This window comes from Streptomyces sp. NPDC047982 (genome assembly GCF_043204165.1).
In the GTDB taxonomy this organism is placed as follows: Bacteria; Actinomycetota; Actinomycetes; order Streptomycetales; family Streptomycetaceae; genus Streptomyces.
The window spans coordinates 175,946-202,550 of sequence record NZ_JBIDBS010000012.1; the positions used below are offsets into that span (position 1 = coordinate 175,946).

23 protein-coding genes are annotated in these 26,605 nt (G+C 69.9%); 13 read left to right on the forward strand and 10 right to left on the reverse strand.

The window, feature by feature from the left end; translation table 11 throughout:
- The first annotated feature begins 154 nt into the window (after positions 1-154).
- Positions 155-1,420, forward strand: coding sequence for an ATP-binding protein (locus ACGF2V_RS17250; protein WP_362618417.1), 1,266 nt, complete (start codon positions 155-157; stop codon positions 1,418-1,420).
- Between the two features lie 116 nt (positions 1,421-1,536).
- On the opposite strand, the gene ACGF2V_RS17255 is transcribed toward ACGF2V_RS17250, so the two are convergent.
- Complete coding sequence (locus ACGF2V_RS17255) at positions 1,537-2,082, reverse strand: GtrA family protein (RefSeq protein ID WP_362618419.1); 546 nt, start codon at positions 2,080-2,082, stop codon at positions 1,537-1,539.
- A 237-nt stretch (positions 2,083-2,319) separates the two neighbouring features.
- Here ACGF2V_RS17255 and ACGF2V_RS17260 point away from each other — a divergent pair, with 237 nt between their 5' ends.
- The 3 genes from ACGF2V_RS17260 to ACGF2V_RS17270 are packed head-to-tail and all read left to right on the forward strand — an operon-like array spanning position 2,320 to position 5,306.
- Positions 2,320-3,513 (forward strand): 5-(carboxyamino)imidazole ribonucleotide synthase, encoded by a 1,194-nt coding sequence (locus tag ACGF2V_RS17260; RefSeq protein ID WP_362618422.1) that lies wholly within the window; start codon positions 2,320-2,322, stop codon positions 3,511-3,513.
- Entirely contained in the window at positions 3,510-4,049 is a 540-nt protein-coding gene (gene purE, locus ACGF2V_RS17265; protein WP_362618424.1) for a 5-(carboxyamino)imidazole ribonucleotide mutase, read from the forward strand. The genes ACGF2V_RS17260 and purE overlap by 4 nt, the downstream gene beginning before the upstream one ends.
- Positions 4,050-4,055: 6 nt before the next feature.
- The gene (locus tag ACGF2V_RS17270) at positions 4,056-5,306 is read left to right on the forward strand and encodes a dipeptidase (RefSeq protein ID WP_389045581.1); all 1,251 of its coding nucleotides are present in this window, start codon (positions 4,056-4,058) and stop codon (positions 5,304-5,306) included.
- 179 nt (positions 5,307-5,485) lie between these two features.
- Here ACGF2V_RS17270 and ACGF2V_RS17275 read toward each other — a convergent pair whose 3' ends face one another.
- A complete protein-coding gene (locus tag ACGF2V_RS17275) occupies positions 5,486-5,857 on the reverse strand; it encodes a VOC family protein (RefSeq protein ID WP_362618427.1) in 372 nt (123 codons plus the stop codon).
- Between the two features lie 150 nt (positions 5,858-6,007).
- Here ACGF2V_RS17275 and ACGF2V_RS17280 point away from each other — a divergent pair, with 150 nt between their 5' ends.
- Entirely contained in the window at positions 6,008-6,520 is a 513-nt protein-coding gene (locus tag ACGF2V_RS17280; protein ID WP_362618430.1) for a CGNR zinc finger domain-containing protein, read from the forward strand.
- A gap of 104 nt (positions 6,521-6,624) precedes the next feature.
- Here the strand turns inward: ACGF2V_RS17280 and ACGF2V_RS17285 are convergent, their stop codons facing one another.
- Positions 6,625-7,968: a UDP-glucose/GDP-mannose dehydrogenase family protein gene (locus ACGF2V_RS17285; RefSeq protein ID WP_362706636.1), complete on the reverse strand. Its 1,344-nt coding sequence runs from the start codon at positions 7,966-7,968 to the stop codon at positions 6,625-6,627.
- A 224-nt stretch (positions 7,969-8,192) separates the two neighbouring features.
- Here ACGF2V_RS17285 and ACGF2V_RS17290 point away from each other — a divergent pair, with 224 nt between their 5' ends.
- Complete coding sequence (locus tag ACGF2V_RS17290) at positions 8,193-9,350, forward strand: acyl-CoA dehydrogenase family protein (protein WP_362618436.1); 1,158 nt, start codon at positions 8,193-8,195, stop codon at positions 9,348-9,350.
- A 200-nt stretch (positions 9,351-9,550) separates the two neighbouring features.
- On the opposite strand, the gene ACGF2V_RS17295 is transcribed toward ACGF2V_RS17290, so the two are convergent.
- Complete coding sequence (locus ACGF2V_RS17295) at positions 9,551-10,726, reverse strand: site-specific integrase (protein ID WP_362706633.1); 1,176 nt, start codon at positions 10,724-10,726, stop codon at positions 9,551-9,553.
- 145 nt (positions 10,727-10,871) lie between these two features.
- On the opposite strand from ACGF2V_RS17295, the gene ACGF2V_RS17300 reads away from it, so the two are divergent.
- From ACGF2V_RS17300 to ACGF2V_RS17315, 4 genes are all read left to right on the forward strand, one after another.
- A complete protein-coding gene (locus ACGF2V_RS17300) occupies positions 10,872-11,423 on the forward strand; it encodes a hypothetical protein (RefSeq protein WP_362618440.1) in 552 nt (183 codons plus the stop codon).
- A gap of 88 nt (positions 11,424-11,511) precedes the next feature.
- Positions 11,512-11,664, forward strand: a complete 153-nt coding sequence (locus tag ACGF2V_RS17305; protein ID WP_362618443.1) for a helix-turn-helix domain-containing protein — start codon at positions 11,512-11,514, stop codon at positions 11,662-11,664.
- 63 nt (positions 11,665-11,727) lie between these two features.
- Positions 11,728-12,258: a hypothetical protein gene (locus ACGF2V_RS17310; protein WP_362706630.1), complete on the forward strand. Its 531-nt coding sequence runs from the start codon at positions 11,728-11,730 to the stop codon at positions 12,256-12,258.
- A gap of 252 nt (positions 12,259-12,510) precedes the next feature.
- The gene (locus tag ACGF2V_RS17315) at positions 12,511-13,521 is read left to right on the forward strand and encodes a DUF5954 family protein (RefSeq protein ID WP_362618447.1); all 1,011 of its coding nucleotides are present in this window, start codon (positions 12,511-12,513) and stop codon (positions 13,519-13,521) included.
- A gap of 188 nt (positions 13,522-13,709) precedes the next feature.
- On the opposite strand, the gene ACGF2V_RS17320 is transcribed toward ACGF2V_RS17315, so the two are convergent.
- Positions 13,710-15,017 (reverse strand): LCP family protein, encoded by a 1,308-nt coding sequence (locus tag ACGF2V_RS17320; RefSeq protein ID WP_362618450.1) that lies wholly within the window; start codon positions 15,015-15,017, stop codon positions 13,710-13,712.
- A 119-nt stretch (positions 15,018-15,136) separates the two neighbouring features.
- On the opposite strand from ACGF2V_RS17320, the gene ACGF2V_RS17325 reads away from it, so the two are divergent.
- Complete coding sequence (locus ACGF2V_RS17325) at positions 15,137-15,685, forward strand: acyl-CoA thioesterase (RefSeq protein WP_362618452.1); 549 nt, start codon at positions 15,137-15,139, stop codon at positions 15,683-15,685.
- 36 nt (positions 15,686-15,721) lie between these two features.
- Here ACGF2V_RS17325 and ACGF2V_RS17330 read toward each other — a convergent pair whose 3' ends face one another.
- Positions 15,722-17,092: an LCP family protein gene (locus ACGF2V_RS17330; protein ID WP_362706627.1), complete on the reverse strand. Its 1,371-nt coding sequence runs from the start codon at positions 17,090-17,092 to the stop codon at positions 15,722-15,724.
- Between the two features lie 285 nt (positions 17,093-17,377).
- Between ACGF2V_RS17330 and ACGF2V_RS17335 the strand changes: the two genes are divergently transcribed.
- On the forward strand, positions 17,378-18,391 hold the full coding sequence (locus tag ACGF2V_RS17335) for a glycosyltransferase family 2 protein (RefSeq protein ID WP_362706624.1): 1,014 nt from the start codon (positions 17,378-17,380) through the stop codon (positions 18,389-18,391).
- Positions 18,392-18,464: 73 nt separating this feature from the next.
- On the opposite strand, the gene ACGF2V_RS17340 is transcribed toward ACGF2V_RS17335, so the two are convergent.
- From ACGF2V_RS17340 to ACGF2V_RS17355, 4 genes are all read right to left on the reverse strand, one after another.
- Complete coding sequence (locus tag ACGF2V_RS17340) at positions 18,465-19,937, reverse strand: LCP family protein (RefSeq protein WP_392912535.1); 1,473 nt, start codon at positions 19,935-19,937, stop codon at positions 18,465-18,467.
- A 264-nt stretch (positions 19,938-20,201) separates the two neighbouring features.
- Positions 20,202-22,049, reverse strand: a complete 1,848-nt coding sequence (locus ACGF2V_RS17345; RefSeq protein ID WP_362618462.1) for an LCP family protein — start codon at positions 22,047-22,049, stop codon at positions 20,202-20,204.
- A gap of 223 nt (positions 22,050-22,272) precedes the next feature.
- The gene (locus ACGF2V_RS17350) at positions 22,273-23,559 is read right to left on the reverse strand and encodes an LCP family protein (protein ID WP_362618465.1); all 1,287 of its coding nucleotides are present in this window, start codon (positions 23,557-23,559) and stop codon (positions 22,273-22,275) included.
- Positions 23,560-23,727: 168 nt separating this feature from the next.
- Positions 23,728-24,480, reverse strand: coding sequence for a TIGR03089 family protein (locus ACGF2V_RS17355; RefSeq protein ID WP_362618467.1), 753 nt, complete (start codon positions 24,478-24,480; stop codon positions 23,728-23,730).
- 139 nt (positions 24,481-24,619) lie between these two features.
- Here ACGF2V_RS17355 and ACGF2V_RS17360 point away from each other — a divergent pair, with 139 nt between their 5' ends.
- Positions 24,620-26,422: an N-acetylmuramoyl-L-alanine amidase gene (locus tag ACGF2V_RS17360; protein ID WP_362618470.1), complete on the forward strand. Its 1,803-nt coding sequence runs from the start codon at positions 24,620-24,622 to the stop codon at positions 26,420-26,422.
- The last annotated feature ends 183 nt before the right edge of the window (positions 26,423-26,605 follow it).

The window sequence follows — 26,605 nt, forward strand, 5'->3', positions numbered from 1 at the left end:
CTCGAAGAAGAAGCCGGTACTGAACGAACCGGTGCCGGAACGGGCTGATACTGGGACGAACCAGTACCGGAACGAACCGAGCGGTACCGGAACGAACCGAGACTGGGACGACTGACCCACAGATGCCGGGACGAGCCGACCCACAGAGGCACTCATGCGCCGAAGACTGATCAACTCCACACTCGCCGTGGTGCTCGTGGTGATCGCCGTCTTCGGCGTCTCCCTCGTCATCGTCGAGAGCCGAACCATCAGCAACAGCGCCCAGGAGAGCGTCGACTCCGAGGCGCTGCGGCTGATCAGCGTCGTCGAGAGCCGGATACTGGGGGCCGAGCGGATCAACCCGGAGCTTCTGTCCCAGCAACTTTCCGGCAGGCGCTACGCACTGGTCGAGATCCCCGGCCGCGCCCCGCTCGAAGTCGGCACCCGCCCGAGCGGCAGCGTGATCACGGGCAGGGCGGACGGGGCGCACGGTGAGCGCGTCACCGTCGAGGAGTCCAGCTCCGCCGTCACCAGTGAGGTCGGCCGCACCCTGGTGATCATCGGGGCGGTGGCGCTGCTGGCCATCGTGTCGGCCGTGCTCCTCGCCGTACGCCAGGCCAACAGGCTGGCCTCGCCGCTGACCGATCTCGCCGAGACCGCCGAACGTCTGGGCTCCGGCGACCCGCGTCCGCGCCACAAGCGCTACGGGGTGCCGGAGCTGGACCGGGTCGCCGATGTCCTGGACGCCTCGGCCGAGCGGATCGCCCGGATGCTGACGGCGGAACGCCGACTGGCGGCCGATGCCTCGCATCAGCTCCGTACGCCGTTGACCGCGCTCTCCATGCGGATCGAGGAGATCTCCGTCACCGACGACCCGGAAACGGTGAAGGAGGAGGCGAACATCGCTCTCGCACAGGTCGAGCGCCTCACGGACGTGGTGGAACGGCTGCTGACCAACGCCCGCGACCCGCGTACCGGCTCGGCTGTCGTCTTCGACCTCGACGAGGTCGTCAAGCAGCAGGTCGAGGAGTGGCGCCCGGCCTATCGGGGCGAGGGACGTGCCATCGTCCGGTCCGGAAAGCAGGGACTGCGGGCCGTCGGCACCCCCGGCGCCGTCGCCCAGGTGCTGGCCGCGCTGATCGAGAACTCGCTGATGCACGGCGGCGGCACGGTCGCGCTGCGCACCCGCGTCACCGGCAACCAGGTCGTCATCGAGGTGACGGACGAGGGTCCGGGCGTACCGTCCGACCTGGGCGCCCGGATCTTCGAGCGGGCGATCAGCGGCCGCAACTCCACCGGGATCGGCCTCGCCGTGGCGCGGGACCTCGCGGAGGCGGACGGCGGCCGGCTCGAACTGCTCCAGCAACAGCCGCCGGTCTTCGCGCTGTTCCTCAGCCGGGTGGCCCTGAAGAGCCAGGAACCGGAACGCCCGGTGCGCTGAACAGTACGAGCTGAACAGTACGAAGGGCCCAACGAAGAGGGCCGAACGAAGAGGGGCGAACCGTACGGAGAGGCCGACGGCGTAGGAAGAGAACACGGCGTACCGGTTCCGCGACGTCAGCGGCGTACCGACTCCGCCTCGACGCGTGACGCCCGCTCGGCGCGTCGTCCCTGTTTCAGGAAGCCCTCCAGGCGCTCCGCGCCCAGCGCGGCCTCGGCGGGTTCCGGCGCGGGCAGGGCCTTGAAGACCCACGTCCGGTAGGACCAGAAACGGAACAGCGTCGCGATGCCGATGCCGAGGATCTTGAAGACATTGCTCTGGAACGGGGTGTCCCAGCCGAAGCCGTACGTCGCCACGTACAGAACGCCGTTCTCGATGACCGCGCCCACGCCGCTGAACAGCAGGAAGAGCGTCAGCTCCCGGGTGCGGCCGGTCTTGTCGCGGTCCCGGTACGTCCAGTAGCGGAAGCCCAGGTAGTTGAAGAGGATGGCGACGAACGTGGCCAGCAGTCCGGCGCGTACGACCTGAAGATCCGTGGTGCGCCACAGCAGGTTCGACACCGCGATGTTGACCACCAGACCGAGCGCGCCGACCGTGCCGAACTTGGCGACCTCCCGGGCCAGCTGATCCAGCCGGGCTCGCAGTGCGCCCCGTTCGCTCATGGTGATCGCTCAGCCCGTCCGTCGGTTACGTCAACCCGGTCATGCTAGCGACCCCTTTCGCGGGGCGCCCGGGGATGCTTGGACAGGCGTGGCCCGGGCGGACACGGGTACGGACACGGAACGGCGGGGTCGGGAACGGGCGGGGAGGGGCTTCGGGGGAGCGGGCGCGCCCCCCGGCCCGTCGGGGCGCGGCGGCCGTCGTCGGTCGGCCGCCGGGGCTCCGGATACCCTGGACGGGTGACGTTCCCGGTAGTCGGCATGGTCGGTGGCGGTCAGCTCGCCCGTATGACCCACGAGGCGGGCATCCCCCTCGGCATCAAGTTCAAGCTCCTCAGTGACACCCCCCAGGACTCGGCGGCCCAGGTGGTGAACGAAGTCGTCGTCGGCGACTATCGCGACCTGGACACGCTGCGCGCCTTCGCGCGCGGTTGCGACGTGATCACGTTCGATCACGAGCACGTACCGACCGAACACCTGCGGGCCCTGGAGGCGGACGGCATACCCGTGCGGCCGGGCCCCGGCGCGCTGGTGCACGCCCAGGACAAGGGGGTGATGCGCGCGAAGCTCGACGCGATCGGAGCGCCCTGCCCCCGCCACCGCATCGTGACGGACCCGGCGGACGTCGCGGCGTTCGCGGCCGAGCTCGAAAGGGGCGGGCACGAAGTGCCCTCCGGCAAGGGCGGTGGTGGGCGACGGGTGGGCGGCTTCCCCGTCGTCCTCAAGACCGTGCGCGGCGGTTACGACGGAAAGGGCGTGTGGGTGGTCCACTCCGAGGCCGAGGCGGCTGAGCCCTTCCGGGCCGGTGTCCCGGTCCTGGCCGAGGAGAAGGTCGACTTCGTACGGGAGCTGGCGGCCAACATCGTCCGCTCGCCGCACGGCCAGGCCGTCGCCTACCCGGTCGTCGAGTCGGTCCAGGTCGACGGCGTCTGCGACACGGTCATCGCCCCGGCGCCCGAGCTGGACGAGCGGCTGGCCGGCGAGGCCCAGCAGCTCGCGCTCCGGATCGCCGCCGAACTCGGCGTCGTCGGTCATCTGGCCGTGGAACTCTTCGAGACGCCTGACGGCCGCATCCTGGTCAACGAGCTCGCGATGCGCCCGCACAACTCCGGCCACTGGACCCAGGACGGCGCGATCACCTCCCAGTTCGCCAACCACGTGCGGGCCGTCCTCGACCTGCCGCTCGGCGATCCGCGCCCCCGCGCCACCTGGACAGTCATGTGCAACGTCCTCGGCGGCGACTACCCGGACATGTACCAGGGGTACCTGCACTGCATGGCCCGTGACCCGCAGCTCAAGATCCACATGTACGGCAAGGACGTGAAGCCCGGCCGCAAGGTCGGACACGTCAACACCTACGGCGACGACCTGGCGGACGTGCGAGAGCGCGCCCGGCACGCTGCCGACTACCTGCGAGGAACGATCACCGAATGACCTCTCCCGCCACCGCCGCGCCGGTCGTCGGCATCGTCATGGGTTCGGACTCCGACTGGCCCGTCATGGAGGCCGCGGCCAAGGCCCTCGACGAGTTCGAGATCCCCTACGAGGTCGACGTCGTCTCCGCCCACCGCATGCCGCGCGAGATGATCGCGTACGGCGAGCAGGCGGCCGACCGGGGCATCAAGGCGATCGTCGCGGGCGCGGGCGGCGCCGCCCACCTGCCCGGCATGCTCGCCTCCGTCACCCCGCTGCCGGTGATCGGGGTGCCGGTTCCGCTGAAGTACCTGGACGGCATGGACAGCCTGCTCTCCATCGTCCAGATGCCCGCCGGCGTCCCGGTCGCGACCGTCTCCGTCGGCGGCGCGCGCAACGCGGGCCTGCTCGCCGCGCGCATCCTCGCCGCCCACGACGCCGACCTGCTGGCGCGGATGCGCGAGTTCCAGCAGGAGTTGAACGACCAGGCGACGGAGAAGGGCAAGCGGCTGCGCGCCAAGGTCGAGGGCGCCGACTCCTTCGGCTTCGGGAAGTAGGCGGCCGTGGAGCAGCGGAGCGTGGAGGAGCGGCGGTCCGCCGGGCAGCGGACCACCGAGAGGCGGCTGGAGCGGGCGAGGGAACTCCTCGCCGAGCACCCCGTCGTCGACGGTCACAACGACCTGCCGTGGGCGCTGCGCGAGCAGGTCCGCTACGACCTGGACGCCCGGGACATCGCCACCGACCAGTCCGCCCATCTGCACACCGACATCCCCCGGCTGCGCGCCGGGGGCGTCGGCGCCCAGTTCTGGTCGGTCTACGTACAATCCGACATGGCGGGCGACGAGGCCGTCAGCGCCACGCTCGAACAGATCGACGTCGTCACCGAGCTGCTGGCCCGCCACCCCGCCGACCTGCGGCGCGCCCTGACCGCCGACGACATGGAGGCGGCCCGGACGGAGGGCCGCATCGCCTCCCTGATGGGCGCCGAGGGCGGCCACTCCATCAACAACTCGCTCGGCACCCTGCGAGGGCTGTACGCGCTCGGCGTCCGGTACATGACGCTCACGCACAACGACAACATCGCGTGGGCGGACTCGGCGACCGACGAACCGGGCGTCGGCGGCCTCTCGCCGTTCGGCCACGAGGTCGTACGGGAGATGAACCGCACCGGCATGCTCGTCGACCTCTCGCACGTGGCGGCCACCACGATGCGCGACGCGCTCGACACCTCCGTGGCGCCGGTGATGTTCTCGCACTCCTCCTCGCGCGCGGTCTGCGACCACCCGCGCAACATCCCCGACGACGTGCTCGAACGACTCCCGGCCAACGGCGGCATCGCCATGGCCACCTTCGTACCGAAGTTCGTCCTGCCGGAGGCCGTCGCCTGGACCGAAGCCGCGGACGAGAACCTGCGCGCCCACGGCCTGCACCACCTCGACACCAGCGCGCGGGCCATGGAGCTGCACGCCGCGTTCGAGGCGGCCAACCCGCGCCCGGTGGCCACCGTGGCGACCGTCGCCGACCACCTCGACCACATGCGCGAGGTCGCCGGGATCGACCACATCGGCATCGGCGGCGACTACGACGGCACGGCCTTCCTCCCGGACGGCCTCCAGGACGTCTCCGGTTACCCCAACCTGATCGCGGAACTGCTCGGCCGCGGCTGGTCCGCCGCCGACCTCGCCAAGCTCACCTGGCGCAACGCGGTACGGGTGCTGCGCGACGCCGAGGCCGTGGCGCGCGACCTGGGCGCCCGCCGGGGCCCGTCGCATGCCACCCTCGCGCAGCTGGACGCAGCGGCCCAGGCCGGCTGAGCGGCCGGAGCCGTCGAGTGCGGGGCGTCCCCAGGGGGCGCCCCGCACTTCGTCGTCACGGGACCGGGCCGCAGACCCCGCGCAGACGGGTCGCCGGCCGACGCACGACGTGGTGGCCCGTCAGCCCGCGCACAGGCAGTCGGCCCGTGCGGGCTGTCAGCCTTTGCGCAGACAGGCAGTCAGCCCCTGCACAGACAGAACGGGTGCCCCGCGGGATCCGCGTACACACGGAAGCTCCGCTGCCGGTCCTCCGCGTCGAGCACGGTCGCGCCCAGGGCGAGCACCTCACGCTCCGCCGCGTCCAGATCAGGCACGGTCAGGTCCAGGTGGAACTGCTGCGCACCGTCCTCTCCCGGCCACCGCGGCGGCACGTGACCCGGTGCCGCCTGGAACGCGAGCAGCGCGCCCCCGGCCCCGGTCAGCTCCACCCAGCTGTCGTCGCCGTCCTCGGCGTCCTTGACCGTGCCGCCGAGCAGCCCGGCGTAGAAGCCGGCGAGCGCGACGGGGTCGGGGCAGTCCAGAACGACGGCACCCAGTGTGGCGACAGCCATGACAGTTCCTCCTCGTAAGCGTTTCGGCACCGCTGAAGGCGGCCGGTCACCCTCGGTTGTTACCGCTATCTCGGCTTAACCGGTAACCGCCACTGCATGCTGCCGCAACGGAGGTAACGTCGCAACCATGAACGCGAAGGATTCCGCACCGTGAGCGCGAAGGACGCCGCGCCCGGCGGACTCGCGCTGATCGAGGCCCTGGTCAACACACTGGACGTCGAGACCGGTGCGGACACGCTCGACACGGCCGCCGGGCGCGCCGCCTTCGACCTCGCGGAATCGGACGTCCCGGACGCCCGCGCCCTGCGCGAGGCGCTCCGCGCCGCCTGTCTCGCCCACGCGGGCCACCGCCCGACCGAGGGCGCGGGAACGCTCGGACTCGACCGGCTCCTCGCCGCAGCGCCCCTGCGCGTGACCGTGGACGCGGGGGGAACGGCCGCGCTGCGGCCCGTCGAGGAACCGGCCCGACTGACCGCCCGGGTCGCGAAGGCCGTCGCGGAGGCGGCGGCCGACGGCACCTGGGCCCGGCTCAAGGTGTGCGAGGCCGAGGACTGCCGTTGGGCGTACTACGACCGCAGCCCGGCGGGGCGGCGGCGCTGGTGCTCCATGTCGGTGTGCGGTGCCCGCGCCAAGATGCGCGCCTACCGCGCCAGGCGGGCATGACCCGCGACCCGGCCACCGGCAGCCCGGAGACCGCCGTCGGACACCGCCGTCGGGCATCGGATGCCGGGCTGTCGGACGGCAGGCGTCGACCGGCGACCTGGCCGTCAGGCCGTGGGGCGTCCCATCGCGCGGTACGTCCAGCCGGCGCCGCGCCACAGGTCGCCGTCGAGCGCGTTGCGGCCGTCCAGGATGATCCGGCGGGACACGACCTCGCCGAGCGCCGCCGGGTCCAGATCGCGGAACTCCCGCCACTCCGTCAGATGCAGCACCACATCCGCGCCGCGCACCGCGTCCAGCGCCGAGTCCGCGTAACCGAGGGTGGGGAAGAGCCGCCGGGCGTTCTCCATGCCCTTCGGGTCGAAGACCGTGACCTGGCCGCCCTGGAGGTGGATCTGCCCGGCCACGTTCAGCGCCGGTGAGTCCCGTACGTCGTCCGAGTCCGGCTTGAACGTGGCACCCAGCACCGCCACCCGCCTGCCGAGGAACGAGTCGCCGCCCACGGCCTCCCGGGCCAGCTCCACCATGTGACCGCGGCGTCGCATGTTGATCGAGTCGACCTCGCGCAGGAAGGTCAGCGCCTGGTCCGCGCCCAGCTCACCGGCGCGTGCCATGAACGCCCGGATGTCCTTGGGCAGACAGCCGCCGCCGAATCCGATCCCGGCCCGCAGGAACTTGGACCCGATCCGCTCGTCGTGCCCGATCGCCTCGGCCAGCTTCTTCACGTCGCCGTCGGCGGCCTCGCAGACCTCCGCCATGGCGTTGATGAACGAGATCTTCGTGGCCAGGAAGGAGTTGGCCGCGGTCTTCACGAGTTCGGCGGTCGGGAAGTCCGTCACCACGAACGGCGAGCCCTCGGCGAGCGGCACCGCGTACACCTCGCGCAGCAGCTTCTCGGCCCGCTCGCTCGCCACGCCGACGACGATCCGGTCCGGGTGCAGGGTGTCCTGCACGGCGAACCCCTCGCGCAGGAACTCCGGATTCCAGGCCAGCTCGGCGTCCGCGCCCGCCGGGGCCAGCTCCGCCAGCCGGGCCGCCAGCCGTTCCGCCGAGCCCACGGGCACGGTCGACTTGCCGACGACCAGGGCGGGCCGGGTCAGATGCGGGGCCAGCGACTCGAAGGCGCTGTCCACATAGCTCATGTCGCAGGCGTACTCGCCGTGCTTCTGCGGAGTGTTCACACACACGAAGTGCACATCACCGAACTCCGCCACGTCCTCCCACGAGGTGGTGAACCGCAGCCGGCCCGTGGACCCCTCGATGTCCGCGACGTGCTTGCGGAGCAGCTCCTCCAGCCCCGGCTCGTACATCGGGACCCGGCCGGCGCCCAGCATCTCGATCTTCTCCGGCACGACGTCGAGGCCGAGCACCTCGAAGCCCAGTTCCGCCATGGCCGCGGCGTGGGTGGCGCCGAGATATCCGGTGCCGATCACAGTGATCCTGAGGGCCATGCGGTGCTCCTGGGAGATGCGGGCAGACGTGCGGGCGGGACCTGCGGTGGAACGTGCGGTGAACGAGCATAGTCGTGCCCCCACAGGCCCCGTTTCCGGCCGTCCGTGCAGCTCTTGGGACCCCTGTCACCAAGCTCACGCGGGCTTGGCATAGGCCGACGCGAGCGGCTCGCTCTAAAATTGGGTTACTTAACGGTAGTTAGCTTCTTTGGGGAGTGAGCGTCTTGGCGGGTTCGACCGATTTCGACCTGTACCGTCCGGCCGAGGAACACGAGATGCTCCGCCAGACGGTGCGTGCGCTCGCCGAGGCGAAGATCGCTCCGTACGCGGCGGCGGTCGACGAGGAGGCGCGCTTCCCGCAGGAGGCGCTGGACGCCCTGACCGGCGCGGACCTGCACGCCGTGCACGTACCGGAGGAGTACGGCGGCGCGGGTGCCGACGCCCTCGCCACGGTCATCGTGATCGAGGAGGTGGCCCGTGTCTGCGCCTCCTCCTCCCTCATCCCGGCCGTGAACAAGCTGGGCTCGCTCCCGGTGATCCTCTCCGGCTCCGAGGACCTGAAGAAGAAGTACCTGGGAGCGCTCGCCAAGGGCGACGCCATGTTCTCGTACTGCCTCTCCGAGCCCGACGCGGGTTCGGACGCGGCCGGCATGAAGACCCGCGCCGTGCGCGACGGCGACTTCTGGGTGCTCAACGGCGTGAAGCGCTGGATCACCAACGCGGGCGTCTCCGAGTACTACACGGTCATGGCCGTCACCGACCCGACCAAGCGCTCCAAGGGCATCTCCGCCTTCGTCGTCGAGAAGTCGGACGAGGGCGTCTCCTTCGGTGCCCCGGAGAAGAAGCTCGGCATCAAGGGCTCCCCGACCCGCGAGGTCTACTTCGACAACGTCCGCATCCCCGCCGACCGCATCATCGGCGAGGAGGGCACGGGCTTCGCCACCGCGATGAAGACCCTGGACCACACCCGTGTCACCATCGCGGCCCAGGCCCTCGGCATCGCCCAGGGCGCCCTCGACTACGCCAAGGGCTACGTCCAGGAGCGCAAGCAGTTCGGCAAGCCCATCGCCGACTTCCAGGGCGTCCAGTTCATGCTCGCCGACATGGCCATGAAGCTGGAGGCGGCCCGCCAGCTCACCTACTCCGCCGCCGCCAAGTCCGAGCGCGTCGACGGCGATCTCACCTTCTTCGGTGCCGCGGCCAAGTGCTTCGCCTCCGACGTCGCCATGGAGATCACCACGGACGCGGTCCAGCTTCTCGGCGGCTACGGCTACACGCGGGACTACCCGGTGGAGCGGATGATGCGCGACGCGAAGATCACGCAGATTTATGAGGGTACGAACCAAGTCCAGCGAATCGTGATGGCAAGGAACCTTCCCTAGCAGGGTTTTTGCAGGTCAGACGCTGTTTCGAGGGTCCGGAGGGACACTCCTTGGCTTTCTGCCCGTTGCGGCCCGATCAGGGCCGTTCCTGGGCCTCATGCTGGGGGAATCCTGGGCAGATGCCGGGCTGAAAACAGCCACTGACCTGCACAAACAACACAGCCCCCGGCATGACGCCGGGGGCTGTGGTCGTATGCGGATCAGGCGACCTCTGACGCCTCCGTGGGGTCGTCGGCGCCGGGCGTCAACATCGTTGCGATGGCGGCCCGGCCGCGCTGCTCGGCTCCTTCGAAGATGTAGTGGTAGTGCTCCCTCAGTACGTCCGTACTGCTGTGGCCCATCCAGTCGGCTACGTCGTTCTCGGGGACTCCGGCGTACAGCAGCCGCGACCCGTAGTAGTGCCGGAGTGAGTGCGCCTTGCAGTACTTCACCTGTCCCTTGCCCAGAGCCTCCATCCAGATCTTCGGGTAGAAGTACGACGCGTAGAGGTAGCCAGTCCGCGTCACGTTGGGGAAGAGAAGCCGCTCCGGCCCCCATACGCCGTGGTTTTTGATGTGCCGCCGCAGCTCGAAGGCGACGTTCGGCGGGAGGGGGACGGTACGCCCTGGCTCGCCTTCGTCACGAGCCTTGATGTGCCGACGCTGGATCGCGCTGTTCTTCCCCGACGCGGTGTCTCCGTCCTCGGCAATCTGGAAGTCGACGCGAAGTGTCTCGGCCTTGAAGTCGATCTGATCGCGGGACACCGCCATGGCCTCACCGAGCCGCAGGCCGCACCCGGCCATGAGCCACAGCATCGCGCGGTATCGCGGAGGAGCGGCGTCCAGCATCGCCAGAACTTCCCGCGTCGCGAGCCGCCTTGCGGTGCTCTTCTGCTCCCGGATCTCCTTGGCGCGGCTGCCAGCGCCCTTGACCTTCTTGCACGGGTTCCGGCCGATGATCTCGTTGACTACAGCCCAGTCCATCACCCCGGAGAAGAACGAGAACCGCTGGCGCCGTGTGCGGGCGGACAGCTTCCGGTCCTGCTCCATCCACAAGAGCCACTGCTCAACATCAGCGACCTTCAGGGACACGATGGAACGGGCCTTGAAGAACGGCTCAATGGTCGTGTTGAGGATCGACCGGTACTGCTTCTTGGTGCTGTTCTCCAGCTTCCTTTGATTCGTCCACTGCTCCCACACGGCCGTCACGGGCTGCTTGCCCAAGCGGTCGTCCAGGTAGGTCCCGGCGTAGAGTTCCTGCTCCTTGCGCTTGCGTTGGTCGTCAGCCCGCTTCTTGGTCTCGAACGTCTTCTGCCGTTGTTTGCCGTCCGGGTCGTACCAGTACGTTGTCCACTTCTTCGGGTCGTCCGTTGACCGCGCGACCCATGCCCTTGCCACTGAAGCGGCCCCCTCCTGCTGCTGCCGACGTACGGGCCCGCCCCGCCGTCGCGCCGGTCACTCCCCGGCGTTTCAAGTTTGCGCATTGACCACCCTGGGTTGTCAACACAGGGTGGAACCCCCTGGGTGTGCTAACTTGAGCGATATGGAAGCGGATGACAGCGGGTTCGAGATCACGCAGCAGCAAGGCGCCTGGGTGGTCCGCATGTGGTGGCCCGTAGGGCCGATCAACGGGGGACCGCAGCGGATCACCATCGAGCCGGCCGAAGATGCCCCTGCTCGTGAGGTGGCACGGGGTATCTCGACCACTGTCCTGCGCAGGCTCGATGTAGCCGCAGCCCTGGTGCTGGCCAAGCAGGCTCCCGAAGCCCAGCGGACGTTGGAGGAGGTGGCAGGGAAGCTGAATGAGATGGGAGAGGCGGCGGGGCTCGCCCTGGAGGGCGAAGGCGTCTCAGAGCGGTACTTGGCCTTGCTTGTTGCCACGTACACCGCCATGGCGGATTTTGGGGCTCCTGCGCCCATTCCTTGGCTGGCACGGCTCATCGGCCGCCGACCTGAGACGGTGAAGGACCACCTGAAGCGGGCCAGAAGGGACGGCTTCCTGACCACAGTTGCCGGTAAGGCGGGTGGAGAGTTGACGAGCAAGGCCAAAGTACTACTTGAGGAAATGGCTGAAGCAGGTAGCCAAGAAGGCTGAACTGCATAACGCTTCATACACATTGAGCCCCCGAGGGTCTTCGGGGGCTTTCTTGTTTCTGGGAGGATGAATGGCGTACGCCAGACTGATGACCGTTGACGACGTGGCCAACTACCTGAGTAAGCCCCACTCCTGGGTGTATGGAAACTGGAAAGCCGAACAGATCCCGTTTCGCAAGGTGGGCCAGTCCCTCCGTTGCCGACCGGTCGACTTGGAAAAGTGGCTGGACAACCAGAACTGAAGAACTGCAATACGTGAACGCCCCCGAGGCAACTCGGGGGCTTTTGTTTGCTGAGAGGACCCTGTGGCTAACACAATCCCGCCCACCCGTGAGAAGGCCAGGAAGAAGCTGGAGAAGCGAGCTGACGAACTGCTAGCAAAGGCAGGGGAGGTGTCCTTGGAGGGCTGGCCCCCGGCCTGGCAGCCACACCGTGAGGAGACCGAGCACGACCGGATAGCCGTGGCTCATGCGGGCGCGCATTCTCTGCATGAGGCGGTCTTGTTCTGTGTGCTGCCCTCCTACGACCCGCAGGAGGGGGTGCGAGAGATTTCGGAACTTATGGCAGATAAGCCCGGGGCTGATGTTGAGGACACCGAAACGGCGCTGGCGACCGAGGGAGGATTTCACAAGTCGGGTAAGGAGCAACCGAAGCGGGAAGTCTGGGAACGCTGCCGCTGGCTCGGCTGTGGAGAGCCGCTATACAGCTCCGAGAAGCCCCGGAAGCGCGGGAACCCACGGAAGTATTGCGATCCACATAAGAAGGACGCCAGGGCGCGCACAGAGCGCCTGAGAACGAGAGGCACATGGGTGGGTAAGCATCGGAACCTCTCCTGAGGAACCTGCCGTAGCGGGCCGACACGCCTCCGAAAGGCCGTTCCGGCTTGCCCGGGACACCATGGCCCCGGCGCACGCCGGGGCCATGGTCATGAGCCCTGTCGGCGGGTGCGCCCTGGTGCGGCTGGTGCGCGTCGAGGACGGTTTCTCCCCACGGAGCCGGCGCCGGGGCTCCGCTGCGGCGGTGCGTCCGACGTGTCGGGTTCCCCCGTTTTCCTCACCTCGCGACGACGAACTCGGCACACTGAGTGCATGGTTGATCACTATCAGGAGCATCCGGAGAACCTCGTCATCAACGTGGAGCACCGCGACGATCCGGTGTCCCTGGTCACGGAGGCCGACGCCTTCGCCGCGTCCCGGGAGTACGGGAAGATCGTGGTCCGCGGGCCGCTCTTCGGCATCGCCGAGCAGCGTCGGGGCGAGCGGCCGCGGTGGCGGCTGCTGACGGACATGGAAACCGGCTACCCGCAGGACGCCCGGGACGAGTTGAACTCCCACCTCTGGTTCAAGGCCAAGGACGAGACGGACGATCCCCGTGAGCGGCGCCTCCTGCTGGACGCGGTGGCGCGGCTGGAGACCGAGCCGGTGAACGAACTGACCGTCGGCGACACGCGTTACCGCGTCGTGCGTGCCGACGAGTTCGCCAGGATCGGGGGCGGGCGCCTGGAGCCGCCCAGGCCCACGGACGTGGACTGCGAGGGGTGGGACTTCCGGACGCACACCCCCTCCACCACCAAGGGCTTCGTCATCGACCACGCGGCGGCGGTGGGGCTGACGGAGGGGCTGGACCGGATGGGTCTGCTGCCGTACCAGTACACCTCGGACCGCTTCCCGCCCGATGTGCTGGCCGATTCGCGGCGGGCGCTGCGGACCCACCCGGGCCTGGTGCTGCTGCCGGTCGCCTTCCGGGTGATGGAGAAGAAGGAGCACTCCTGGTCGATGGCCTCGGGGCAGCACCCGACCCCGCAGGACGCGCGGCGCTCCTTCGCCCACTACCTCAAGGAAGCCCGGCCGCTGATCAAGGAGTCGGACGAGCAGGAGACCGCCGCGTACGCGCGGGCCGCCGAGGCGTTCATGCGGCAGGTGCGGCCCAACGAGCTGTACGTGCGCGGGCGTTGCTTCCAGATCGTGCGGATCGAGCGGATGATGCGGGTCGGCCCCGCGGGTCCGGAGGGGCCCCGGCGCTCGGACATCGACATCCAGGAACCCAGCCAGATCCACCCCTCCATGGATGAGTGGGGCAAAATCGACTACTCCCAGTAGACCGCGGGCCGTGGCGGGAAGACGGCCGGGCCCCGGCGGCGAACCGGCGAACCGGTCTGCCGTCGGGGCCCGTTCGCGTTCATGTCCGGGCGCCTCGGGGGCGTTCGGCCCCGTTCGGCTCGGGCGGTCCGCTCGGTTCCGCCGGTCCCCCGGCTTCCCTCGTCCGCTCAGCCGGAGACGGGGTTGTCTCAGTCGGAGACGGTGACCTTCTCGTCGTTGTTGAGCTGGTCCACGAGCTGCTTGACCTTGGCCTTGTCCCAGACCAGGTTGCCGCCGGAGGTGCCGGAGATCGGCATGTTCATCGAGGTGCCGTCGCCGCCCGTGACGCCCTTCATGGCGAAGAACATCTGCCCCAGGGACCAGATCGACATGTCCTCGTCCACGATCAGGGTGTCCAGGCCGGCGTTCATCGTCGGGTACAGCTTGAACGGGTTGAGGATCGTGGACGGGGTCGCCGTCTGGCTCGCGAGCGCCGCGAGGAACTTCTGCTGGTTCTTCGTGCGGTCCAGGTCGCTGCCGGCGAAGGCGTACCGGGTGCGGACGAAGGCCAGGGACTGCTCGCCGTTCAGCGTCTGCTTGCCGGCCTGGAAGTCCGCGCCGGACTTCTTGTCCTTGAACGCCTTGGGGATGTCCATTTCCACGCCGCCGATCGCGTCGACGATGTTGGCGAAGCCGCCGAAGCCGATCTCGACGTAGTGGTCGATGTGCAGGCCCGTGTTGAACTCGACGGTGCGCACGAGGAGTTCGGGGCCGTCCTCGGCGTACGCGGCGTTCAGCTTGGTGAAACGGCCGCGGGCCGGGTAGAGCTTGCCGGAGTCGGAGCCCTTGTACGAGGGGATCTCGACGTTCGAGTCACGCGGCAGTGAGATCAGCGTCGGCCCGTTGGACCCGTCGTGCAGGATCATCATCGAGTCGGTCCGCTTGCCCTCGGCGGAGCCGGTGTGGAGCCGCTTCTTGTCCTCGTCCGTCATGCCCGCGCGGCTGTCGGAGCCGACGATCAGGTAGTTGGTGCCGTCGCCCTCCTCCGGCCGCTCGATGACCTTGGAGAGGTCCACCTCGCGGTTGAGCTTGGAGTCGGCCCAGAAGTACGTGCCGATGGAGACCGCGAGCACCACGACGACCAGTGACAGCGCGCCCACCTTGACGCGGCGGCCCCAGTCGGGCGCCGGGCGCCCGTAGGCGTCCCCGCCGCTCCCCCGGCCGCCGGCACCCGGGCCGTTGCCCTGGCCACCGCCCCGCCCGCCGCCGTAGACCTGGCCCGTGTTGTAACCGTTGTCGTACCCGGCGGCGTCGGCGTACTGGTCGCCGGCGTACTGCGGAGGTGCCTGGCGGGGCCGGGGTGGTGCCGGACGCTGCTGCGGCGGCGCGGGGCGCCGCTGGACGTGGCGCATCACACGGGCGCCTTCGGGCTGGTCGCTTCCGCTTCCCTGCCCGTAGCGGTTGCGGCGGTCGCCGCCGCGGTTGTCGTCGGTCCAGCCCTCGGGCCAATCACTCATGTGGTCCAGTGTGCAGGCCGGGTGTACTCCTCTTACAGGGTGTACGGAAAATCGCATCGGTGCTGTTGCGAAGCTGATGCATTGCCGTCCACCCGAAGAGCCCACATAAGGTGGATGGTATGACAGATCAGCCCCCTCGCCTGGAGGGTGATATTCCGGGCAAGCCGACCGCTGCGTCCCGGACCACCCTCAGCCACATCATGACCGGCAACGACACCAACCTGCTGGGCACGGTGCACGGCGGCGTGATCATGAAACTGGTCGACGACGCGGCGGGCGCCGTGGCCGGACGACATTCCGGCGGCCCCGCGGTCACGGCGTCGATGGACGAGATGGCGTTCCTGGAGCCGGTCCGCGTGGGCGACCTCGTTCACGTCCGTGCCCAGGTGAACTGGACGGGCCGTTCCTCGATGGAGGTCGGCGTCCGGGTCATGGCCGAGCGGTGGAACGAATCCACCCCCGCCCAGCAGGTCGGCAGCGCCTACCTGGTGTTCACCGCGGTGGACGCGGACGGCAGGCCGCGCCCCGTGCCGCCCGTCATACCGGAGACCGAGCGGGACAAGAGGCGCTACCAGGAGGCGCAGATCCGGCGCACCCACCGTCTGGCCCGGCGCCGCGCGATCAAGGAGCTGCGCGAGAAGCGCGCCGCGGACGGCATCGACGAGTGAGCCCCGATCCGTTCGAGGCGATGGACGTCACGTACGTCACGGGCAGGTCACCTGGTCGCCCGTGACCGTGCCGAACTCTCCCTGCTTCGTCTCCTCGGCCCGTACCGGCCGCACCGCGTCGAAGTCCGCGCCCGCCGTCACCTTCAGCATGGGGCCCTGTCGGGTCACCTCCCGCAGCTCGGCCCCCGGCAGGGCTTGGGCCAGGGACTTCGCGGACCGGTCCCAGCGCGGGTCGTAGGTGATGAGGGTGCGCCGCAGGTCGCGCGCGTCCGCGTTCAGCGGAGTGCGCGAGGTGTCGAAACCGGTGGCGCGCAGCGCGTCGTCGACCGTTCTGCCGAGCCCGTTCTTCGTGGTCCCGTTGTAGACCTGGACCCGGATCCGCTCGGGGGCGACATCGACCGGTACGGCCTTCGGCCCGGGCGTGTCCGGGCGCTCGGGGGCGAGCGGCTGGTCGTCGCGCAGGGCCTGGAACAGCTTGTCCGCCTTCCGCTCGTCCCACTTCACCGTGGAGCCGATGCCCTTGACCGGATGGGCGACTTTTTCCAGCGGCACGGAGGCGAACTCGGACGAGGCGGGGGAGAAGCCGCGCATCGCCTGCCCGAGTTCCAGCATCTGCTCCGTACCGAACTCCTTGTCGGCCCGGACCGAGTTCAGCATCGTCGAGGAGGCGTCCCGCAACCTCACCGGGTTCAGCAGCACACCGCTGCTGGTCGCCTGCTCGATCAGTGCGGCGAGGAACTTCTGCTGGCGCCGCATCCGGCCCAGGTCGGAGGCTCCGTCGACATGCCGGGACCGTACGAACTGGAGCGCCTGCCCGCCGTTCAGGTCGTGGGTGCCCGCGGCGAGGTCGAGACCGCTGTGCGAGTCCTTCAGCGGCCGGGGCGTGCAGATCCGTACCCCGCCCAGGGTGTCCACGGTCTTCATGAAGCTGGTGAAGTCGACCTCCAGATAGTGGTCGATCTTGACGCCCGTCATGCGCTCCACGGTCCGTACGGTCAGCCCCGGGCCGCCCTTGGCGTAGGCGGCGTTCAGCTTCGCCGGGTGCGGGGAGTGGGTCTTTCCCGTGGTCGGGTCCTTGTGCTCGGGGATCTCGGCGTAGCTGTCGCGGGGGAGCGACACGACGCTCGCGCGCTTCTTGTCCGCCGACAGATGGACGAGCATCAGGGTGTCGGTGCAGTTGCACGGGGCGCCGCCCAGCCGGTACTTCTTCTTCTCCTCCGGGGTGATCCGGTCGCGGCCGTCGGTGCCGACCAGCAGCAGGTTCGTGCCGTGTCCGGCCCGGGGCCGGTTCTTCATGTCCTTGAACGGGTCGATCCGGTCGATCCCGGTCTCCAGGCCGGTCACCACCGCGTGGCCGATCCCCCCCGCGCCGAGGACGAGCACCGAGAGACCGGTCACCACCCGCATGCCCCAGCCTGGCCGCCCGCCCCGTCTCCTCGGTCTGCGTGACGGCGGGACGGCGCGGGGACGCGGGGAACGGCGGGGGGAGGGGTGCGGTGCGGGCACGGGGGAACCTCCGCGGTGCGAGGGGACCGTTCGCACAGTAGGCCCATATGATCTGCGGCCCGCGAAGCGACCCGGCGGCGCGCGTCCGTGTCCCCCATTAGCGGTAACGTGGCGGCCGAACACCGTTGCCTGGTGGGGTGCGACCCCCTCGCGCCCCCGAGGACCACCCGCCACCCGAGGACCACCATGTCTGCCGCGCAGCACCCCGCCGTCTCCGTGATCATGCCGGTGCTCAATGAGGAACGTCATCTCAGGAACTCCGTCCGGCACATTCTGGAGCAGGAGTACGCCGGTGAGATGGAGGTGGTGATCGCGCTGGGCCCCTCCACCGACCGGACGGACGAGATCGCCGCGGAGCTGGTGCGCGAGGACCCCCGGGTCCACACCGTCCCGAACCCGTCCGGCCGCACCCCGGCCGCCCTGAACGCCGCGATCGAGGCGTCCAGCCACCCCGTGGTCGTGCGGGTCGACGGGCACGGGATGCTGTCGCCGAACTACATCGCGACGGCCGTCCGGCTGCTGGAGGAGACGGGCGCGCAGAACGTGGGCGGCATCATGCACGCCGAGGGCGAGAACGCCTGGGAGGACGCGGTCGCCGCGGCCATGACGTCGAGGATCGGCGTCGGCAACGCGGCCTTCCACACCGGAGGCCAGGCCGGCCCGGCCGAGACCGTGTACCTCGGGGTGTTCCGCCGCGAGGCGCTGGAGAAGGCGGGCGGCTACAACGTGGAGTTCATCCGCGCCCAGGACTGGGAGCTGAACTTCCGCATCCGCGAGTCGGGCGGCCTGATCTGGTTCTCGCCCGAGCTGAAGGTGCAGTACCGGCCGCGGCCCTCGATCCGGGCGCTCGCCAAGCAGTACAAGGACTACGGCCGCTGGCGGCACGTCGTCGCCCGCTACCACTCCGGCTCGATCAACCTGCGCTACCTGGCGCCGCCCACCGCCGTCTGCGCGATCGCCGCCGGCCTCGTGGCCGGTGCGGCCGTCACCCCGTGGGCCTTCGTCGTGCCCGCCGGGTACGTCGCGGCGATCGTCGCCGGGTCCGTGCCGGCCGGCAAGGGCCTGTCGCCGAAGGCGCGGCTCCAGATCCCGGTGGCGTTGGCGACCATGCACATGTCGTGGGGGTACGGCTTCCTGACCAGCCCGCGCTCGCTGGCGAAGAAGGTCATCGCCAGCCGCCGCCCGGCCGTCACGGCATAGCCTTCCGCACCTGCCACGGGGCCCGCTGCCCTCCGGCGCACCGGAGGGCAGCGGGCCCCATGACTCGTTTCCGCTACCAGCCGAAGCCCGGCTGGATGTCCATGCAGGCCCCCTCGTCCTTGCCGTTCAGGGCGCGGGCGCTCTCCGGGGTCTTCTCCTTCTTGGCGGGCACGACGTAGTCCCCGTCCTCGCGCCAGTCGGCCCCCACGGTCAGGGTGATGCCCGTGACATCGGTCGACCGCTTCACCGAGGTCAACGGGATGCCGAGCGCCTTGGCGACGGCCTGGGCGTTGCCCTCCATGTCCACGCTGGGGAAGAGCACCTCGGTCCGGGCCGCGGCCTGCGCGTTCTGCGAGTCGATGGTGGTCGAGGCGAAGCCCTTGTCGGTCAGCAGCTTCTTGACCGCCGAGGCGCGGCCCCTGACCGGGTACTGGGTGTCGGTACGGGTCCCGTTGCGGACGGTCACCGGGATCTCGGCGACGGGCGCCGTGGGCTCCTTGGCGGCCGGGGCGGCCTTGCGCTTGGACGCCTTGCCGTCCAGCGGGATGTCGTCGCGGACCATCTGGAAGAGCTGGTCGGCGTCACCGGGCTTCGGGAGCACCCGCTCCCGGTTCACGCCCGTCCCGTAGACGTTCGGCATCGTCGTCATGGTGATGCGGTCGGTGGGAGCCTTCTGGAGCTCCTCCGCGAGGTCGTACAGCTTCTTGACCGTCTTGAGGCCCTTGTCGACCGTCAGCGCGTCGGTCGCCGCCTCGGCGAGGTCCATCAGCTTGCCGGGGTCGGTGAGCTTGGTGCCCTTGCGCAGCTCACGGACCATCGAGTTCATGTACATGTGCTGGGCACGGGTGCGGCCGAGGTCCGTGCCGTCCTCGAAGCCGTAACGGGTCCGCAGCCACTGGAGGGCCTGCTTCCCCTTGATCTTGGTGGTGCCCTTCTCCAGCTTCAGCCCGGAGCCCTTGCCGTCGCTCGTGTGGGAGTAGACGTTGTCCTTGACGCAGACGGGGACGCCGCCTATCGCGTCCGCCATCGAGACCACGCCGGCGAAATCGATCATCATGAAGTGGTCGATGGTGATGCCGGTGAGCTCGTACCAGGTGGCCACGGTGCATCCGGGGCCACCGCGGCCGAGCGTCTGGTTGGTCATCTCCAGGCCGCCGGAGGCGGGGTAGACGCGCCCCGACTTCGGGTCGGTGCACTTCGGGATCTCGAGCAGCGTGTCGCGCGGCATGCTGATCACCGACATGTTGCTGCGGTCCGCGGAGAGATGGACCAGCATCTGCACGTCCGCGAGGGGCGGCGCCCCGAAGGTGTCCTTGGCCCCGCCGAGCTTCTGGTTCTTCTTGGAGTCGCGCGCGTCCGAGCCGATGAGCAGGATGTTCAACGGGGTCTGCCCGGCGGCGTTGGCCTTGTGGTCGGCCATCTTCTTGTCGCCGAGCGTCAGGTCCTCCTTCTTGAGGTTCCCGTTGAGGTGCTCGTAGTAGAAGTACCCGGCGCCGGCGCCGCCGAGTATGAGCAGCGCGAGCACCGTGGCGCTCCACCGCAGCACCCGGCGTTTGCCCTTGCCTTTGCCACCGCGCTGCTTCGCCCCGCCGCCCCGGTGACCGGCGCCCTTCGGCGCGGGCCGCCGGGCGCCGGGGCCCGGGTCCGGCCCTTGCTTCGGCTTCTGCGGCGTGTCCTCGTAGAGGCCGTCGTCCCAGCCGAGTTGGCCCGCGTCGCGGACACGTGGTCGTGTCCCCTCACCGGGTGTGCTGCTCCGTCCCACCGGACCCCCCTGCTGTTCAGACTCGTGGTGTGGCGCGGTGACCCGGTGTCACTTGGCGCACTCTGGCTTGGCGGCGTTCGCCTGCTGGACACCTTCCGGTGCCTTCGCCGGTGCCGCGATGGGAATGCCCGCGCCCTTGAAGTCGGCGCCCAGCGTCAGGACCATCGCCTGAAGCCCCTCGGCGTCCGTGGTCCCCTGCTTCAGCGCGGAGGCGGGAAGGCCCATCAGGTCGGCCAGGGCGCGGGCCTGGTCCGCCTGGTTGGGCGCGTACTCCAGCGTCGTCTTCGCGATCTTCGCCGGGGCGTTGGCCTTGTTGGTCGACTTGAGCACGCCGTGGCTGTTCTGCAGCCATGTGACGGTCGTCTGTGCGGCGCCGCCGATCTCGCCGCCGTTGTACACGTCGACGCGTACGTCGGCCGCGGCGGCCCTGGGGCCCTTGAGGAGCGCGTCCTGCTTGCTCTTCGCCTTCTTCTTCTGCGCGTTGACCTCGGTCAGCGAGGTGTCCTCGCGCATCATGGCGAACAGCGGGTCGGCCTTGGCCTCGTCCGGCACGACCGTGGCCCGCACCTTCTCGGCCGGGTTGTCCTTCACCGGCACCGTCACGAAGGTGATGTTCTTGGTGTCGACCTTGCCGAGCTCCTGGGCCAGCTCCGTCAGCTTCGTCACCGAGCCGATGCCGGAGTCGACGGTGAGTGCCTTGGTCGCCGCGTCCGCCAGCTTGTACAGCTTGGTCGGGCTGGTCAGGGTGTCGTCCGACTGCATCTGACGGATCATCGAGGCGAGGAACTGCTGCTGGGCCTTGATCCGGTCCAGGTCGCTCTCGTTGCCGAAGCTGTGCCGGGTCCGTACGAACGCCAGGGCGTCCTCGCCCTGGATGCGGTGCTCGCCCGCCGGCAGATCCAGGTGCGAGTCCTTGTCCTTGACCGGTTTGGCCAGGCAGACCTCGACGCCGCCGACCGCCGTGGACAGCTCCTTGACCGCGTTGAAGTCGACCATCATGAAGTGGTCGACCTTCAGGCCGGTCAGCTTCTCGACCGTGAGCATGGTGCAGCCCGGGCCGCGCCCCTCCTGACCGAGGCTCTGGTTGAAGCGGACGCCCGCCGTCCCCTGGATGGCCTTCTCCGAGCCGTCCGGCTGCTTGGTCCTGCACTCCGGGATGTCGACGATCATGTCGCGCGGGATGCTGAGCGCCGTCGCGTTGGAGCGGTCCTTGGAGACGTGGAAGAGGATGTTGGTGTCGGCATGGCCCACGCTGCCCTTGTCGCCGTAGCCCTCGTTGCCCTTGCCGGTGCGCTTGTCGGTCCCGATGACCAGAATGTTGATCGGGGCGTCGTTGTCGAAGACGTTCTTGTTGCCCGCCGTGCCCACGTCGACCGTGTTCAGGTTGCCATCGAAGTGCTGGTACAGCGCGTACCCGCCCACCGACAGACCGACCAGCACGAAGGCCAGGGTGCCGCCCGTCCACAGCAGCACCTTCTTGCGGCGCGCCTTGGGCGCCTTGCGGCTGCGCCGGCCCGCCGCCTCGGCCTGGCCGGAACCCCCCTTGCCCCGCGGGCCGCCCGCCGAACGGTGACCGCGCTGTTCGGGCACCTCGCGGCGCGGGGAGGAGCCGCGCCCCTGCGCGTCGCGGGCCGTGCCCCGGCGCTGGGCGCCGACGTCACGGGCCGATTCCTCACGCTTGCCGTCACGGGCCGATTCCCCGCGCCGGCCGCCGGTGTCACGAACGTGTTCCGCTTCTCTGCGACGGGGGACGCGGGGCTGCGTCGCCTGGGAAGCAGCGGCCGAATCCCCTCCGGAATTGTTCAGTCGCAGTTCGTAATCGCCGGTGTCCGGGTTGAGTACCCACTGGTCTGCGGGGTCGAATTCATCCGCCCGCCCACGGCTTTGCGCATCCACGGTTGTTTGAGTCCTCCGTCGGTGCCACGCGGGGCGCCTGCCCCGGTCAGGCGCCCGATCTTTCGCTCCAGAAGTGCGCGGCCTGACGGCCGGAAGCACCGGATCGCGTCACACTATCGGCCCAGTTCGACGTCGAGCGACGTGCGTGACAAATTCCACGGTCCTTACAACTGGTCATTCTGGTCATTACACGCCGATCACCGGCTTCTGTTTGGGAATTGCTTTACTGCCGGCACGGGTCCGCGGCCGCGTTGTTGCCCGAATAGGTGGGTGTGGGGTTCGGGTCCGCGGCGCCCGGAGTATCGGCAGAGGCAATGTTTTTCCCGTTGTTCTTCCTGTCGTCACTCCCGAGCCGGTCCGCCGGGACCACCGTGACCGGGGCGTCCGCGCGCAGTCGGTCGAAGAGCCGCTTCGCGTCGGGCTGGACGAGTTCGTCCCGGTTCGGGTCGGGGCCGTACGGCTGCCGGGGCACGGTCAGGAACTGCACGCTGTCGGTCGGTACGTCGCGCAGTTCGCGCACCAGGCCGTACAGGTCCTTGAGGCTGTCCAGTCCCGGGTCCGTGGTCAGCGACTTCGTGGCCGCGTCCAGCACCGGGTACAGGCGCGTCGGGTTGAGCAGGACGCCCTCGCTCCGCACCTTGTTCACCAGCGCGCCCAGGAACTGCTGCTGGCGGTCCATCCGTTCGGTGTCGCTGCCGTCGCCGATGGACTTGCGGGCCCGTACGTACCCCAGCGCCTGCTCGCCGTCGAGCTCCTGGCGTCCGGCGGGGAGCTTCAGCCGGGCGTCCGGGTCGTCGACCGGCTGCTTCAGGCAGATCTCGACCCCGCCGACCGCGTCGACCATGTCCTTGAACCCGTTGAAGTCGACGACCATCTGGTGGTCGATCCGGATGCCGGTCAGCTTCTCGACCGTGCGGATGGTGCAGGCGGTGCCGCCGAGCTGATAGGCCCAGTTGAACTGGGCGAACTGCTTCTTCGTGGCCGCGCCGCCCGGCTTGTGGCACACCGGGATCTCCACCATCAGGTCGCGCGGCAGGGACATCGCGGTGACGCTCTCCCGGTCCGCGGCCAGGTGCAGCAGGATCGCGGTGTCCGAGCGCTGGCTGCCGCCCTCGTCACGGCCGTACGCGCGGTTGTCGCCGGCCCGGGTGTCGGAGCCGATGAGCAGGATGTTCTCCGCGTCGCGCACCACGAGGGCGGGCCGCTCCCGCTCGTACGCGCGCAGCTCGGCCGCGGCCGAGGTGTCCGTCCTGATGTTGGCGTCGAGCTTCCGGTACAGCCACGAGCCGACGCCCGCGGCGGCCAGCACGACGAGCGAGACGCCGAGCGCGGTCCAGCGCGGCCAGCGGCGTCCGCGCGGTGTGCCCGGGCCCGCCGCCGATCCGCCGCCGTCCGCGCCCGCCCCCGGACCGTCGGCGTCCTGGCCCGCCCCCGGGCCGTCCTTCCGGCCCGTCCCCGAGCCGCCGGAGTCGCCCGGCGGGCCGGCGCTTTCGCTCACGTCTGCGTCCATCCTTCACGGTCGGCGGCGCGCTGGGCCGCCGGTCGCAGGAGTAGACGGCTGAACCTCACGCTTGGTTGTGTCCCGAGTGGTCCGTCCGCCGATCATGTACCGGAGTTGACGAGTAGTCCTGAGGACTCGGCCCGGTATGGGCCGGATGAGTGACTATCAGGGCTCTTGTCATACCACGGTGGTGGTGACCCGCTCGCTCTCGACGCGCTTCGCCAGGCCGTCGTCACCCAACTGCTCCAGGTGGCGGCACAGCACCACGGAGCCGCCTGCGGCCAGCGGGGCGAACAGCCCCGCGCTCAGCCCCTCCCAGCTGTCGTACGGACGACCGGTCAGCAGCCGCGACCCGGCGGTCAGGCCGAGACCGGCCGCGTCCTCGCGGGCCCGCGCCACCAACTGCGAGGCCGTCAGCTCTACGCCGCCCACCGCCAGCGCGGGGGCCTGCGGGTCCACGGGCACGAACGGGGCGAACCGGTCGCCCTGGCCCGGCACCTCGGCCGCGTAGTCCGCGAACCCCTCGGGGGTCTGCGGGAACCTGCCGCCCAGCGGGCGCAGCGCCAGCGCCACCCGCTCGCCGGAGCAGGCGCGCGCGGCCTCCAGCGTGTCCGGGCCGCTGACGACGAGATCGGCGCCGGCCGGGTCGCCCTGCACATCGGCGATCACGCCGACCGAGGAGCAGGCGAGCAGCCACACCGCCGACTGCCAGTGTGCGGGCAGCAGCAGGGCGAGCCGGTCGCCGGGCTCGGCGGCGAGGTCGCCCTGGAGCAGGTTGGCGGTCTTGGCCACCCAATTGGCGAAGGTGGCCACCGACAGTTCCACCCGTTCTCCGGTGGCGTCGTCGTAGAAGGTGACCAAGGGGCGGGCCGGGTCCGCGGCGAGCGCGGAACGCAGCAGGTCGGCGGGGGTGCGGTCGGTGGCGTTCATCCGCGCAAGGGTACGCGGCCACGGAGCGGCGGGAGCGTGCGGACGAAAAGCGGGTGCACCGGTTCGGCAGACGGGCCGTCAAGCGCCGGAGGAGGGTACCGGTGGACGGAGTTGTCTGAATATGGCCAGGATTGTGCGCATGCGTGCCTTCCTTGCATCCTCGATCGGCGTCACCTGCGCGGCGGCGCTCGTCCTGCCGTCGGCAGTGCCGGCGGGCGCCGCCGCCGACTCCGCCCCCGTCGAGCCCGTCGAGCCCGCCGGGGTGCCAGGGTCGACGCAGTCCCTGGCGATAGGCCCCCTGGCCGACCCTTCCGACCCGGCCACCGACGACCCCACCCGGACCGCCGGGGCCGCCGGGCAGGGGCTCACCGAGCGCGCGGTGCGCCCGTTCTCGCTGGTCGGCGTCGTATGGGACGACCCGGACGCCGAACTCCAGGGAACCGTCCAGGTCCGTACCCGCGCCCGCGACACCGGCGACTGGTCCGACTGGCAGGACCTGGAGACGCACAACGCCGAGCACGCCGCCGACCCCGGGAGCACCGAGCGCGGGTCCGGCGGTGTCCGCGGCTCCACCGCCCCGCTCTGGGTCGGCGACTCGGACGGTGTCGCGGTGCGCGTACGCCCGGGGGCCGCCGACTCCCACCGCCACGGTCACGCCGACGACGCTCGTGACGTCGACGATGCCCATGACGTCCACGACGCTCGTGACGTCGACGACGCTCATGACGCCCGTGAAGCGGTCGGCGCTCGGGACTCCTACGGTTCCCGTGTCTCTGACGGTTCCCGTGCCTCTGACGGCTCTCAGGGGCGGGCCGTCCCCGCCGCGTCCCTGCCCGCCGGCCTGCGTCTCGAACTCGTCGACCCCGGCCAGGACGCGCGGCAGACCCTGGTGGAGACCGGACGGCGCACCGAAGGCACCGGCACCACCGGGAGTGCCCGTACCACCGGGAACGTCGGCAGCACCGGGAGCACCGGTACCACCAGGGGCACCGGCACCACCGGGAGAGTCGAGGACTCCGACTTCGTGGACTCCCCGGACTCCCCGGATCCCCTGGGCTTTCCGGGTTCCCCGGACTTGACGGACGTCATAGGTCTCGCGGATCTCACGGACTCCGTCGTAGCCGCCGCCGGAGCGCAGACGGCCGCGAGTACCGGGGCCATCGAGGCAGTCCGGGACGCATGGGGCATCTGGGGCGCCGGGGACGGCCTTACCCCACCCCTCACCTCACCCCTCGACGCCGCTTCGCCCGACGCGACCGCACTCCCCGCCCTCGACAAGGCGGAGACCGAGGCGCGGAGCGAGGCGGAGCCCGGAAGCGCGCCCGGCGCCCAGCCGTACATCGGCCCCCGGCCGCGCATCATCACCCGCAAGGGGTGGGGAGCCGACGAGAAGCTCAGAGAGCGCGCCTTCGTGTACACCAAGACCGTCAAGGCCGCGTTCATCCACCACAGTGCCACCGGCAACAACTACACGTGCTCCCAGGCGCCCGCGGTCCTGCGCGGCATCTACCGATACCACGTCAAGAGCAACGGCTGGCGGGACTTCGGCTACAACTTCGCCGTCGACAAGTGCGGCAACATCTACGAAGGGCGGGCAGGAGGCGTGACGAAGGCGGTCCTGGGAGCGCACACGCTCGGTTTCAACGACAACAGCATGGGCATCGCGGTGCTCGGCACCTTCAGCGAGTCGAACCCGTCCGCCGCCGCGGTGAACGCCGTCGCCAAGCTCACCGCGTGGAAGCTCGGCCAGTTCGGCGCCGACCCGAGCGGGAGGACCACGCTCGTCTCGGGCGGCGGCAACAAGTTCAAGAAGGGCACGAAGGTCAGACTCAACGTCATTTCGGGCCACCGGGACGGCTTCGCAACCGAATGCCCCGGAGCGCGTCTTTACAAGCAGCTCGGCTCGGCCCGCACCAGCTCCGCGCGTCTCCAGGGACGCTGATTCCCGGCGGCACCGGAGGGTCTCCAAGGCCGCGGCACCGCACGGTCCCCGGGGACGCGGACGGAACGCCGCCGGAAGGCCGCCGCGGACCGTCGCGGGCCCACCGGGTACGACCGGGGCGGACCGGAGCCGGGTACGAACGAACCGGTCTGCATACACTGGCCAGCCGAACGAGGCAGGGCC